Annotated in this window: 14 protein-coding genes; 6 read left to right on the top strand and 8 right to left on the bottom strand. The window is 64.6% G+C overall.

All coding sequences use genetic code 11. The features are described 5' to 3' along the window. Positions 1–172: 172 nt before the first annotated feature. The gene (locus tag ACVWYS_RS10295; protein WP_456506682.1) at positions 173–478 is read left to right on the top strand and encodes a hypothetical protein; all 306 of its coding nucleotides are present in this window, start codon (positions 173–175) and stop codon (positions 476–478) included. Positions 479–640: 162 nt separating this feature from the next. Here ACVWYS_RS10295 and ACVWYS_RS10290 read toward each other — a convergent pair whose 3' ends face one another. Next, a complete protein-coding gene (locus ACVWYS_RS10290; RefSeq protein ID WP_456506681.1) occupies positions 641–1,840 on the bottom strand; it encodes an MFS transporter in 1,200 nt (399 codons plus the stop codon). 289 nt (positions 1,841–2,129) lie between these two features. Between ACVWYS_RS10290 and ACVWYS_RS10285 the strand changes: the two genes are divergently transcribed. From ACVWYS_RS10285 to cls, 3 genes are all read left to right on the top strand, one after another. Then, positions 2,130–3,017, top strand: coding sequence for a helix-turn-helix transcriptional regulator (locus tag ACVWYS_RS10285; protein ID WP_456506680.1), 888 nt, complete (start codon positions 2,130–2,132; stop codon positions 3,015–3,017). Positions 3,018–3,270: 253 nt separating this feature from the next. Further along, positions 3,271–3,417, top strand: a complete 147-nt coding sequence (locus tag ACVWYS_RS10280) for a hypothetical protein (RefSeq protein WP_344367937.1) — start codon at positions 3,271–3,273, stop codon at positions 3,415–3,417. 29 nt (positions 3,418–3,446) lie between these two features. Next, on the top strand, positions 3,447–4,913 hold the full coding sequence (cls, locus tag ACVWYS_RS10275) for a cardiolipin synthase (protein WP_344367936.1): 1,467 nt from the start codon (positions 3,447–3,449) through the stop codon (positions 4,911–4,913). A gap of 60 nt (positions 4,914–4,973) precedes the next feature. On the opposite strand, the gene ACVWYS_RS10270 is transcribed toward cls, so the two are convergent. The 6 genes from ACVWYS_RS10270 to ACVWYS_RS10245 form a co-directional block, all read right to left on the bottom strand. Beyond that, positions 4,974–5,375 carry a (R)-mandelonitrile lyase gene (locus tag ACVWYS_RS10270; protein ID WP_456506679.1) on the bottom strand — a complete coding sequence of 134 codons (402 nt, stop codon included), beginning with the start codon at positions 5,373–5,375 and terminating at the stop codon, positions 4,974–4,976. Between the two features lie 8 nt (positions 5,376–5,383). Then, a complete protein-coding gene (locus tag ACVWYS_RS10265) occupies positions 5,384–5,716 on the bottom strand; it encodes a carboxymuconolactone decarboxylase family protein (RefSeq protein ID WP_456506678.1) in 333 nt (110 codons plus the stop codon). Positions 5,717–5,751: 35 nt separating this feature from the next. Next, positions 5,752–6,147, bottom strand: a complete 396-nt coding sequence (locus ACVWYS_RS10260) for a nuclear transport factor 2 family protein (protein ID WP_456506677.1) — start codon at positions 6,145–6,147, stop codon at positions 5,752–5,754. Beyond that, positions 6,144–7,160: an aldo/keto reductase gene (locus ACVWYS_RS10255; protein ID WP_456506676.1), complete on the bottom strand. Its 1,017-nt coding sequence runs from the start codon at positions 7,158–7,160 to the stop codon at positions 6,144–6,146. The genes ACVWYS_RS10260 and ACVWYS_RS10255 overlap by 4 nt, the downstream gene beginning before the upstream one ends. 20 nt (positions 7,161–7,180) lie before the next feature. Then, positions 7,181–8,062, bottom strand: coding sequence for an aldo/keto reductase (locus ACVWYS_RS10250; RefSeq protein ID WP_456506675.1), 882 nt, complete (start codon positions 8,060–8,062; stop codon positions 7,181–7,183). A 130-nt stretch (positions 8,063–8,192) separates the two neighbouring features. Next, a complete protein-coding gene (locus ACVWYS_RS10245) occupies positions 8,193–9,644 on the bottom strand; it encodes an MFS transporter (protein WP_456506674.1) in 1,452 nt (483 codons plus the stop codon). 102 nt (positions 9,645–9,746) lie between these two features. Between ACVWYS_RS10245 and ACVWYS_RS10240 the strand changes: the two genes are divergently transcribed. Together ACVWYS_RS10240 and ACVWYS_RS10235 are read left to right on the top strand one after the other, a co-directional pair. Beyond that, a complete protein-coding gene (locus ACVWYS_RS10240; protein WP_456506673.1) occupies positions 9,747–10,628 on the top strand; it encodes a helix-turn-helix transcriptional regulator in 882 nt (293 codons plus the stop codon). After that, entirely contained in the window at positions 10,625–11,413 is a 789-nt protein-coding gene (locus ACVWYS_RS10235) for an SDR family oxidoreductase (RefSeq protein ID WP_456509706.1), read from the top strand. The genes ACVWYS_RS10240 and ACVWYS_RS10235 overlap by 4 nt, the downstream gene beginning before the upstream one ends. Here the strand turns inward: ACVWYS_RS10235 and ACVWYS_RS10230 are convergent. Then, positions 11,397–12,446: a carbohydrate kinase family protein gene (locus ACVWYS_RS10230; protein WP_456509705.1), complete on the bottom strand. Its 1,050-nt coding sequence runs from the start codon at positions 12,444–12,446 to the stop codon at positions 11,397–11,399. The two genes, ACVWYS_RS10235 and ACVWYS_RS10230, sit on opposite strands and share 17 nt — an antisense overlap. Positions 12,447–12,461 lie beyond the last annotated feature (15 nt).

Below are 12,461 nucleotides of genomic sequence, written 5' to 3'. Positions count from 1 at the left end.
GTTTACACCGGGCCGGTCGGACCTGCCACGGCCGGCCCGAAGGGTTTGGTCTAGCGAGGGCCGAAGGTTTCGAGGCCGCGCCGCAGGGGAGCAGGGCCGCCCTCCGGCCCTACCGGGATGACGCGGGACGGCCTATCGTGGTCCTGACACAGCCCGAGGGAAAGGAACGACGATGTTCACCCTGCAGATTAGCTATCCGGTCCGGGACTACGAGGCATGGAAGAAAGTCTTCGACACCGATCCCGCAGGCCGCGCCGCCTCGGGCGCCCGGTCTATCCGGGTTTTCCGGGACACGGAGGACCAGAACAGCGTGGCCGTGCTCCTCGACTTCGATACCAAGGACGCCGCGACCGTCTTTCTGGAAACGTTGCGCAGCCAGGTGTGGGACAAACCCGAGGTGATAGGGCAGCTGATGACGGCAGCGCCGACGGCCAGGATTCTGGAAGAGGTGGCCCGCGAGGGCCAGGGCGCGGGCTGACCGCTGAGGGGCTGAGTCGGTCGTCTTGAGCCGTGTTTCGCTGCGTACTGTGGTGGCTCAGCTGGCGAGTAGGTTGAGTGCGTCGTGGCCCGTGGTGCCCGCTTGTGCGCTATTTGCAGAGTCCCCATCCGTGCCTGCCCTCATTGCAGGAACTGGATTTGCTCAGAGGCGGCGGAGGAATGCCGACCGGCGGCCATACAGGGTGAGCAGGAGGGCTGCGATCCCGAGGGCGATCATGACTACCGGTAGCGCCAGCCCGTCGAATGGCGTCAGGAGGAGTGCGCCGAGGATGCCGGCGCCGAAGATTGCTATGTTGAAGGCGACCGGGAGGAACGCGTTGGCGACGTCGGCGTTTTCGCCTCCTGCGGTGGTCAGCGGGCCCTGCAGCTGGGCTGACGCGCCGCCGAAGGCGACGCCCCAGAGGGCGGCGGCGATCACAATGGCCAGGGCCGATGTGTGTCCGATGAGCAGGATGACTCCGGATGCGACGAACGCGGTGACGCTCAGGTGCAGGAGGGGCCGGGGGCAGCGGTCCAGCAGCGCTCCGGTGATGGCCACGCCGATGACCGATGCGATGCCGTAGATCAGTAGGACGAGGTCGGCGGAGAGGCCGGTTTCTGTGGCGCGGAGGTAGGGGGCAATGTAGGTGTAGATGGTGCTGTGGGCGAGCATCCAGACGACGATGACGGTGAGGATGAGGGCTACTCCGGGGATCCGGAACACGCGCCCCAGGGGAAGCCGCAACGTGGCCGGTTGCCCGGGGGCATCAGGGACGAATGCGATGATCAGTGCGCCGACGACGAGTGCGAGGACGGAGAGCGCGCCGAAGGACCATCGCCAGTCGAAGGTCCTTCCGATCCAGGCGCCGAGGGGGGTGCCGAAAGCGAACCCGAGGGGAGCGCCCATGGAAACGATGGCCAGGGACAGCCCGGCGTTTTGGGGCGGGCTGATGCGGCGGCCGTAGGCAGCGAGCATTCCCCAAATGGTTCCCGAGAACGCGCCGGCGAGGAATCGTGAGACGAGAGACAGTGTCGCCTCAGGAGAGAACGTGGTGAGCGTGTTGGCCATCACGAGTCCGGCGATACTCGCGAGCAGCAGAGGCTTTCGTCGCATGCCGCGGGTGAGGGTGATCGCGGGAATGGTGGCGAGGACCGTCCCGAGAGCGTAGGCGCTGACGAGCAGACCGACAGTTCCTTCGCTTGTGTGGAGGCCTGCTGCGATGACGGGGAGCAGGCCGGCTGGCATGGTTTCGGTAGCGACGAGGATGAATCCCATTGCGGCCAGGACGACGAGGGCGAGCAAAGGCAGCTTTTGCTGTGCCCTGACTTCTGGTGCAGGTGTTCGTGTGGGGACGGTTGTCATGTGGCTCCTTTCGTGCGGGGCGGTGATGCCGGGGATCGGGCTTGGAGATCGGACGCGGCGGGAGGTCTATCCCACGGGCCGTGGGATAGACCCCTTGGCGCCGAGCTGCTTGGCGGCGAGGATCGCCGAGAGTCCGACGGCGCCGTACATGACAACACCACGCATAATTTGCTCTCCTGTTCATCGGGTCCAACCAGTCCAACTTTCTTTCCGTGCGCGGGGGAGTCTCTGTTGAGGGGTGTACCGAGAGGGAACCCCTCGTTCCTCCCTGCCGATTTACCCTTGAACCATGGATAACCGGGCTGAAGTGCGAGAGTTCCTGATGTCGCGGCGCGCACGACTCACACCGGAAGACGCCGGCATTGCCGCGGGGTCGAATCGTCGGGTGGCCGGGCTGAGGCGCAGCGAAGTCGCGTTACTCGCCGACGTCAGCGTGGAGTACTACGCGAAGCTCGAGCGCGGTTCCATCGCGGGCGCGTCCGCGTCCGTGCTCGAATCCGTCGCCCGCGCCCTTCGTCTCGATGACACCGAGCGGGCGCACTTGTTCGACCTGGCCCGGGCGGCAGATGGCATCCCGACCTCCGGGAGGCTCCGCAAACGCGCCACCGCCCAAGCCGGGGCCCGCTTGAGCCTGCAGTGGGCGCTGGAAGCGATCACCGAGGGTGTCGCATTCGTCCGCGACCCGTACCAGAACCTGCTCGCGACAAACGCCTTGGGGCGCGCCTTCTACTCGCCGGTGATCGGAGACAGTGGCCGCACCCCGAACCTCGCGAGGTTTCAGTTCCTGGACCCGGCTTCGCGCGACTTCTACCCCGACTGGGAGCAGTTTGGCGAGATGTGCGTGGGCATCATGCGTGCCGAAGCGGGCCGGGACCCTCACGACCGCACAATGCAGGACCTTGTCGGAGAGCTCTCGACACGAAGCGAGACCTTCCGTGCACTATGGGGCGCGCACAACGTACGCACCCATGGCTCCGGAACAAAACGCTTCCATCACCCCGTGGCCGGGGAACTTACCCTCGCGTACGAGGAACTCGCGATCACCGCCGAGCCAGGCCTCGTGCTTATGGTTTACACCGCAGAGCCAGGCTCCCCTTCAGCGGAACGTCTCCGCCTCCTCGCAAGCTGGGGAGCGAGCGAGCACACACCCACTGAAAGGCACCGAACCACGAGCTGACAAAAGTTTCACCGGCTCTGGCTCCTGAAAGCGTACGGGATTTTCCCTTCTCGAGCTATTTGTGAGCAGCCCTTCGGCCAGACGCTCATGAACTCGTTTCCGGAATTCGCTCCAAACATTTCCGGGATTTCACCCGCAGCGGGTGAGGTCCATGCCGGGCTTAGCGCCAACAATAGTCATACCCTCCACGGGTAGGGCTGAGGGACAGGCCGTCCCGGAAACGAGACCGCGTCTTTGAGAGCAGGTAACACAAATGAGTTTCTGGGAAAACTCGTGGGATATTTTCTGGCGGTTCTTCGCTGCGTCCGTTTTCTTTGCCTACCTGTTTGGTGTTTTTGCGATCATCGGTGACCTTTTTCGCGATCAGTTTGAAAGAATCAAAAGCCGGGTGCTGGTTTGACGGCCTTCGCGGCATCGAAGTAGGCAGCCGTGCGCGGATTCTTCCAGGACGCTGAAACATTTGCGTTGCTCCTGCTTGCGGCCCACATATTGCTCGTGACCGTCGCAGCTGTCCTCGTGTCGATGAATCGCCGTCCGTCCTCGGCTATTGCCTGGGTGCTCGCCATAATTTTCATACCGATCCTGGGTGCAGTCGCGTATTTCTTTGTCGGTTACTCGAAACTGCCCAAGGCGCGCCGGGACAAACAGCGCGAAGTCAACGCTCTGGTCCTGGCGCGGACTGAAGGCAGCCCACTGATCAGCCGCGGCCTTGACTGGCCGGAGTGGCTCCATTCGGCGGTAGTGTTGAACAGCAACCTTGGGGCGCTCCCTATGGTCGCGGGCAACAGTGCGACCCTGTTGGGCGACTACAACGGCACTTTCGATGCCATGATCGCTGAGATCGATTCGGCCACCAGTTATGTGCACGTGGAGTTTTACATCCTGGTGTTGGACGCAACGACGGCGCCGTATTTTCAAGCGTTGGCCCGAGCAAGATCACGCGGCGTTGACGTGCGGGTTCTGTCCGATCATCTGGCTGGCCTAAAGTTCCCCGGCCGGAAAGAAACCTTGGACTTCCTCCAGAAGATAGGGGCGGAATATCGCCCCATGCTGCCGGTGCGGCCGTGGCGCGGCGAATGGCAGAGGCCGGACCTGCGCAATCACCGGAAGATCTTCGTCGTCGATGGCCGCGTGGGATTCACTGGGTCCCAGAACGTCATCGACGCGAGCTACGACACGAAGGGTAACCTGAAGCGCGGGCTCCAGTGGCATGAGCTGATGATGCGCGTCGAGGGACCTGTGGTCCGGGAGCTGGATGCGGTCTTCGCAACGGACTGGTACAGCGAAACGGGTGTGATACTGCCACTGGATTCAAGCCCCCTAGGAGTCAGCCAACGTTCCGCGCTCGTTGACGCACAGGTCCTGCCCAGTGGTCCCAGCTTCGACAACGACAACAATTTGAAGCTCTACGCGACGCTAATCCACAAAGCTGAGCGTCGCGTCAGCATCACCAGTCCATACTTTGTCCCGGACGAATCCATCCTGATGGCTATTGTCACGGCAGCCGCGCGGGGGCTAAGCGTCGAGCTCTTTGTTTCCGAGGTCGGAGACCAGAGCATGGTCTATCACGCGCAGCGTTCCTACTACGAGGCACTGCTCCGCGCCGGCGTCAGGATTTACCTTTACCGGGCGCCAAAGGTACTGCACTCTAAGCACTTCACCATCGATGAGGAGGTTGCGGTGATTGGGTCCAGCAACATGGATGTCCGTTCTTTCAGCCTCAACATGGAAGTTTCCGTCCTTGTGCACGGCCGCGGTTTTGTGGACGCAATTCGCCGGATCGAAGACGGGTACCGCGTGGAAAGCCGTGAGCTGCAGCTCGAGGACTGGATCCGGCGGCCCATAGCCCAAAAAGTATTCGACAACCTGGCGCGCCTGACGGCGTCCCTCCAATAGGGAAATTGGTCCAGACCCGACGGCGCTGAAACACCGAAGCCCTTGGGGGGAAAGCCGCGGTTAGCGGCCGTTGTACTCGTCGTCTGTTATGTGCTCGCGCCAAGTGGTGGTCTTGGACGGGTCTTCGCCGTTTTGGATCATGGCAATGTGTTCCATGAAGCAGCCCGGGGCGGCGGCGTGCCAATGCTCCTCGCCGGGCGGGGTGTAGAGCGTCTGGCCGGGATGGACTTCGATGATCTTTCCGTCTCGGGTACCGAAACGGCCTACACCTTGGGTGACGCGCAGATATTGACCGTGCTGGTGGGAGTGCCAGGCTGTGCGTGCTCCGGGCGCGAAGCGGACGGTCGCGACGACCATCGTCTGGTCAGACTCGTGGGGGAGCGCGATTGGGTCGAGCCAGACGTCGCCAGCGAACTGGGCCGCCGGGTTTTTCGTGGTGGGCACAAAGGGTTCGATGTTCATGATGTTCCTTACTTGTTGTCTGTGAAGAGCTGTTTGGCGACGCCCATGGCAGACATGCCCTGGGGCCAGCCCGCGTAGAGCGTGACGTGGGTGATGGCTTCGATGAGCTCCTCTTGGGTCACACCGTTCTCGATGGCGCGGCCGAGGTGGAAGCCCAGCTGGGCGGTGTTTCCGCCAGCGGTGAGCACGGCCACGGTGATGAGGCTGCGGTCCCGTGCGGAGAGTTCAGGCCGGTTCCAGACGTCTTCGAAGAGGACGTCGTCAGTGAGCGCGGCAAGCTTTGGCGCGAAGTCGCCGAACATCTTTCGGCCGCCACCGAGCTGCTTGGGTTGGTTAGTCATGATGATCCTTCTTTCGGTTTGGAATCTTTCGTGCGTCAAATGGACGGGCTGCGTGGGAAATACCAGGTGGATGCGACGGTGCGTGCTATGACCCAGTCGTCTCCGTGGGGTTCGAACCAGGAACGCAGCGTCAGGCGCCAGGTGGACCTGGATCCCCAGATCGTGGCGTCGGTGAGTGTGCGGGCGGTCAAACCGGGCGTGGTCCCTTCCGTTCTGATGGCGGCCTCGACTATTTCCATCCGGTGGTACCGCATCTGGCCGGTATCGATGGCACCAAGCCATTCCGCCTTCGACTGCACGTATCCGGTCATGTGGGTAAGCGTGAAGTCGTCGGCGAGGATGCTGTCCAGCTCCGCCACGTCACCGCCCACCATCGCCTCGCACAGGGTGCCATGGAGCGCTTCTACCGCCGCGGCGGTCACGCCTGTCACCGTCGCCGCGCCTGCGCCGTGAGTTCGTGGGTACCGTAGCTGTTGTCGTCAGGGTTGACAGTCACGCCGGGGGCGACGAGTTCGTCGATGCGGTCCAAAACGTCGCTGGACAGAGTGATGTCGGCGGCGGGCAGGTAGGACTCGAGCTGTTCCAGGGTGCGCGGTCCGACGATCGCTGCCGTGACGCCGGGGTGGTTGATCACGAAGGCTATGGCGAGCTCAATGAGGGTCAAACCGGCCTGTTCGGCCAGGTGGGCGAGATCTTCGACGATGTCGAGTTTGCGCTGGTTGGCCGGGCTTGTCATGTCGAACCGGGCATTCGGACGTGCGGAAGAGGCGGGTGCGGACGCCGAGTCTTTCCGCCAGCGCCCGGAGAGCCACCCGCCGCTGAGCGGGCTGTAGGTGAGGGTACCCATGCCGTGGCGCTGCACCGTCGGCAGGATGTCCTCTTCGATGCCGCGGACCAGGATCGAGTACGGCGGCTGCTCGGTGACGAACCGCTCCAGGTTCCGTGTACGCGACGCCCACTGGGCTTCCACGATCTGGGATCCGGAGTACGACGAGGAGCCGATGTAACGAACCTTCCCCTGACGGACGAGGTCGGTAAGGGCGCCGAGGGTTTCCTCGACATCCGTGTCGGGGCTGGGCCGGTGGACCTGGTACAGGTCGAGGTAGTCGGTGTTCAGACGACGGAGGGAGTTTTCGACCTCGCGGATGACCCAGCGGCGGGATCCGCCGCGCTGGTTGGGGTCCTCGCTCATGGGCATGAAGAACTTCGTCGCGAGGAACACGTCGTCGCGGCGTCTCTCGAGAGCCTGCCCAACGATCTCCTCGGATGCCCCGCCTGAGTAGACGTCGGCGGTGTCAATGAAGTTGATGCCGGAGTCGAGGGCGCGGTGGATAATCCGGATGGCGTCCGTACGGTCGTCGTTGCCCCAGGGGCCGAACATCATCGCTCCGAGGCATAAGGGACTGACCTGCACGCCGGTGCGGCCAAGTGGGCGATATTCCATGGTGGTGTCTACTCTCTGTCTCAGGCTTCGGGGATGACCATGGCGAAGCGCTCTTCGCGGGCCTCGTCGGGGTCCGGTCCGTTGCGCACGCCCGTATCGAGCGCGTCGACGGCGGCGAGTTCGTCGGCACTGAGTTCAAAGTCGAAGACGTCGAAGTTCTCGGCGATGCGTGCGGGGTTGGTCGACTTCGGGATGGCTGAACGGCCCTGCTGCAAGTGCCAGCGGAGCATGACCTGGGCTGGGCTCTTGCCGTGCGTTTGTCCGATGCTGGTGATCGTCGGGTCTTCCATCACGTTCCTGCGGTCCTCGCCCCATCCCGGGTAGAAGGTGATGCCGCCGATCGGTGACCATGCCTGGGTGAGGATCCCGTGTTCGGTGTCGGCTGCCTGGACGTCCGGCTGGGTGAAGTACGGGTGCAGTTCGATCTGGTTCACGGCCGGGACGATCTCGGTGGTGGCCAGCAGCTGCTCGAGGTGGTGCGGCATGAAGTTGCTGACGCCGATGGCCCGCACGCGCCCGTCAGCGAGCAGGCGCTCAAGTGCTTTGTACGCGGCAATGGTTTTCTCGAACCGGTCCGGGGCGGGCTGGTGCAGGATGAGCAGGTCCAAGTAGTCAACGCCGAGCTTGCCCGTCGCCTTGTCCCAAGCATGCAGCGTCTCGGCGTAGCCGTAGTCGCTGACCCAGACTTTGGTCTCGATGAACACCTCTGAACGGTCCAGGCCCGAGTTGCGGATGCCCTCACCGACCTCCCGCTCGTTGCCGTACGCGGCGGCGGTATCGATATGCCGGTAGCCGGCAGCAAGCGCGGCCTCGACGGCGGCCGTGGTCTTCTCGGGGGCGCTTTGGAAGACGCCCAGACCGAGGGCGGGCATCGTAATGCCGTTGTTGAGAGTAAGTTTCATGTCCATGCCTTTCACGGTATTCAGAGGTGGGGAGTTGTGGGAGGGCACATCATTACCTCCATCGAGCGGGAGGCGGCACCGCGAGGGGTGCCGCTCGTTGGTGTTGCCCTGGGCTTGCCGGCCGGCCAGCTCAGCGGACGCGCTCGGCCTCCGGTACGGGCACGGCTATCCGGGGTGCCCTGGTGCGGCGGGCAGCCAAGTCTGCTGGCAGGATGAGGGTGGCGGTGACACCCAGGGCAAGGAACAGTAGGACGCTGCCCGTGGTCAGCGCAACGCTGACCTGCGCGGCCAGGTGGGCTACGGCAGAGCCCGGGGTCGGGACGGTGGCTGCGGCAGCGACCGCGATACCAAGCCCGAGGCAGGTGCCGACCTGGTGGAAGGTGTTCACCAGGCCGGATGCGGCGCCGGCGTCGGACGCGGGGGCGCCGGTGATGCCGAACGAGGTCAGTGGAGCAAAAGCGAGGCCCTGACCGGCCCCGATGAGGATCATCGGCAGAGCCACCCCTGTCAGGTATGCGGAGTCGACTCCGGCTCGGCTGAGCCAGAACATCCCGGTCAACGTGAGCAGGATCCCGGTCAGGAGCGGGACCGAGCCCGGCATCCGGCCTACGAGCCGGGGGATGCTCATCGCGACGGCGAAGTTGACCGCCGTCATGGGTAGGAATCCGATGCCGGCCCGCAGCGGGTCGAAGCCGAGCACTTCCTGCAGGAACTGGGTGGTGAAGAAGAAGAACCCGATCATTGCGCCCAGATACAGGAAACGTGCCAGGTAGGCGCCGGTGCGGCGGCGGCTCGCGAACAGCCGCAAGGGCATGATCGGCTGGGCCGCCCTGCGCTCGATCAGCACGAACACGACCAGGAGCACGACGCCGGTACTGACGGCCGTGATTGTGACCGGTGAGGTCCAGCCGGCGTCGGTGGTGTTGATGATGCCGAACACGAGAGCTCCGACGCCCAGTGTGGCGCTGAGCGCCCCGAGCACGTCGAAGCGGCCGCGGGCGCGGCCTGTTTCCGGGATGAACCGCGGCGCGAGCGCGATCATCGCGGCGCCAATGGGTACGTTGACGAAGAACCCGGCGCGCCAGGAGATCCAGTGGGCCAGCGCGCCGCCGATGACCAGCCCCAGGCTTGCGCCGATCCCCGCGGTAGCACCGTACAAGGCGACGGCACGGGTGCGTTCACGGCCCTCCGGGAAGCTCGCGGTGAGTAGGGACAGTGATGCGGGCGCGACGATCGCGGCTCCGATACCCTGGACGGCGCGGCCGGCGATCGCCCACCACCCCGCCGGGGCGACGCCGATCAGCAGGGACGCGATCGAGAACACCACCAGCCCGAAGACGAAGACACGCCGCCGTCCGAGCAGATCGCCTGCACGGGCGCCAAGGAGGAGCAGGCCGCCGAAGACCAGCGTGTACGCATCCTGAACCCAGGAAAGCTCGCTGGTCGTCAGCCGCAGATCGGCCTGCAGGCTCGGCAGCGCGGTGAAGATGACCGAGTTGTCCAGCAGGATCATAAAGTAGCTGACGAGGATGATCGCTAGGATCGCCGCCGGGTGCGGAGCGGTTGCGGGTGCAGGTTTCATGCTTTCAATGCAACCTTGATTCCTTACGGGCCGGGAGTCACTGTCGTTCCGGGTAATGCCAGTCCCTCCCTCGTCCCATCGACCGCGCGTAGCGTGGATGCCATGACACACAGCGACGACGTGCGGAAATTCCTGACCTCCCGCCGTGCAAGGATCACGCCCGAGGAGGCCGGCCTGCCGGCCTATGGCGGCAACCGGCGCGTTGCCGGCCTGCGCCGCGAGGAAGTCGCCATGCTCGCCGGAATGAGCATCGATTACTACATACGCCTTGAGCGGGGAAACCTCTCGGGCGCCTCGGACGGTGTCCTTGAAGCCCTCGGGCGTGCCCTGAAGCTCGACGACGCCGAAACGGCCCACCTTTTTGACCTTGCCCGCGCCGCGACCGCCTCCCCCCGGGTGCGGCGCAAGCGCAGCCCCCAGACGGTGCGGCCGAGCGTGCAGCGCGTCATCGATGCGATCACGACGGCGCCGGCCTGGGTCCGCAACGACCGAGGGGATGTCCTCGCCTCCAACGAACTGGGGCGTGCCCTTTATCTGGACATGATGGCAGAGGGGCCCACTCCGCCGAACAGCGCACGCTTCACCTTCCTGAATCCGAAAGCGCGGGAGTTCTTCGCTGATTGGGAACGAGCAGCGGACGACGTCGTCGCAGTCCTGCGCTCCACGGCCGGGAAAAACCCGTACGACAAGGACCTCACGGATCTGATCGGTGAACTCTCAACCCGCAGCGAGGAGTTCCGCACCCGGTGGGCCCGTCACGATGTGAAGTACCACCGCGCCGGCCGGAAGCGGCTCCACCACCCGATCGTTGGCGACTTGGACTTGAGCTTTGAAGCACTTGAGCTGCCCGCAGACCCGGGACTGCGCATCAACGTGTACACAGCAGATCCCGGGACACCCTCCGAAGACGCTCTGAAAGTCCTCGCCAGTTGGGCCGCGACCCAGCAGCCCACCCCGCAGATCCCCGTCAAGGAGAAGAAGTGATCGACCGTCCCTCCACCGTGCTCATCGTTGGCGCCACCGGCAGCATCGGCCGCCACACAGTGGCCGAGGCGCTGCGACAGGGTTACGCGGTCCGGGCGCTCGTGCGCGACCAGACCCGCGCCGCCCGCCTACTCCCCGAAAGTGTGGACCTGGTGATCGGGGATCTGACTCGTCCCGAAACCCTCGGGCCGGCCGTCGACGGAGTCGACGCAATCGTGTTCACCCACGGATCCACGACCAGCGAACGCGACGTGCGGGATAACGACTACGCCGGCGTCGCCAACGTCCTGAAAGCCTTGGGCGGCCGCCGGCCACGCATCGCGCTCATGACCGCCATCGGGATAACACGACCAGGCGTCGCCTACGCCCAGTGGAAGCTGCGCAGTGAGCGCCTCATCCGCGGCAGCGGTAACCCGTACACGATCGTGCGCCCCGGCTGGTTTGACTACAATCAACCCGACCAGCGGAAGGTCGTCATGCTCCAGGGCGACAGGCGACAGTCCGGCTCACCCTCCGACGGCGTTATCGCCAGGGAGCAGATCGCCCGCGTCCTCATCGACAGTCTTGATATTGATGCCGCCGACCACAAGACTCTCGAACTCGTCGCCGACCACGGACCCGAACAAGACGACCTCACCGCCGTCTTCACCTCCCTGACACCAGACTCAGTCGAATCTCTCGACGCAGCCGAAGACATCGTGGACCTCCCTGTCGCCAACGAGCCCGAAATGTTCCGAGACGACCTCGCCACCGTCACAGCAGGAAGCCTCAAAGCCGGGGACTAAATCGGGGCTTCGACTCCGCATGACGGCCAAAGTTTGCCGATGCAGCAAAGAATCCGGTCATCGATCCCAATTCTCCGGAGGTGGGTGGATTTGCTCCCGGCCGGGAGCAAGTGATCGCAGCGGCTCTGTTCGCGTATGCGGCCAAGGCGAGCAGTTCGTCCGGGCCAAGGTCTTGCATGCGTGATCTGGATGCGGCTCCGAGTAAGTCCATTTGCGCGAGTCCGGAGATCAGTGCGGCCATGAAGGAGTCCCCTGCCCCGACGGTGTCGGTCACGGTGACGGACTCTCCCGGCATCTCCACACGGCAGCGCCGGGTGAGGATCACCGGGCCCTGGGCGCCACGGGTCAGTGCCACCAACGATGGTCCGAGCTCCAGCCACGCTGCCATCGATTCGTCCTGGGTCCTGCCGGGGTAGAGCCAGCGGAGGTCTTCGTCGCTGGCTTTGACGATGTCGGCGACGGCAACGAAGTCTTCTGCCCGTTGGCGGGCGGCAGCCGTTTCGGGGCTGATGGCGGGCCGGCAGTTGGGGTCGAAGCTGATGGTGGCGTGGGGCCGGGCCGCCTCGATCAGTCCCCGTACCGACGTGCCGCCCGGGGGGAGCGCCGTCGCGATGGAGCCGGTGTGGACATGGAGTGAGCTCTCCACTGCAGCCAGGGCCGGGATGGAGGCCGCGTTTATATCCCAAGTGACGGAGAACGAATATTGCGCGGCTCCGGTGGCGTCCAGGGATGCCAGCGCGGTTGATGTCGGCAGGGAACCGCCGACGATGGCCCGGACGCGGTTGCCGTCCAGATGCTCGGCGATCATCCGCCCATGGCGGTCTTCGGCGAAGTGCGTGATGAGGCTGGTTCGGAGGTCCAGGCGGGCGCAGCCGACTGCAACGTTCAGGGGGCTGCCTCCGGGGTGGGTTTCGGGCGCGGTGGTTCCTCGGCGCGGGTCATCGATGATGTCGACGAGTGATTCGCCGATGACGGTGACCAGGGGGACGTTGTCAGAGAGGTCTGGCTGGGGACCGTTCTCGGGTGGTGGCATGTCTGCTTCCTTGCA

It is taken from the genome of Arthrobacter sp. TE12231, assembly GCF_054062895.1.
Note: the sequence above shows the minus strand (reverse complement) of the source record. Positions and strands in the feature narration are given on the sequence as shown.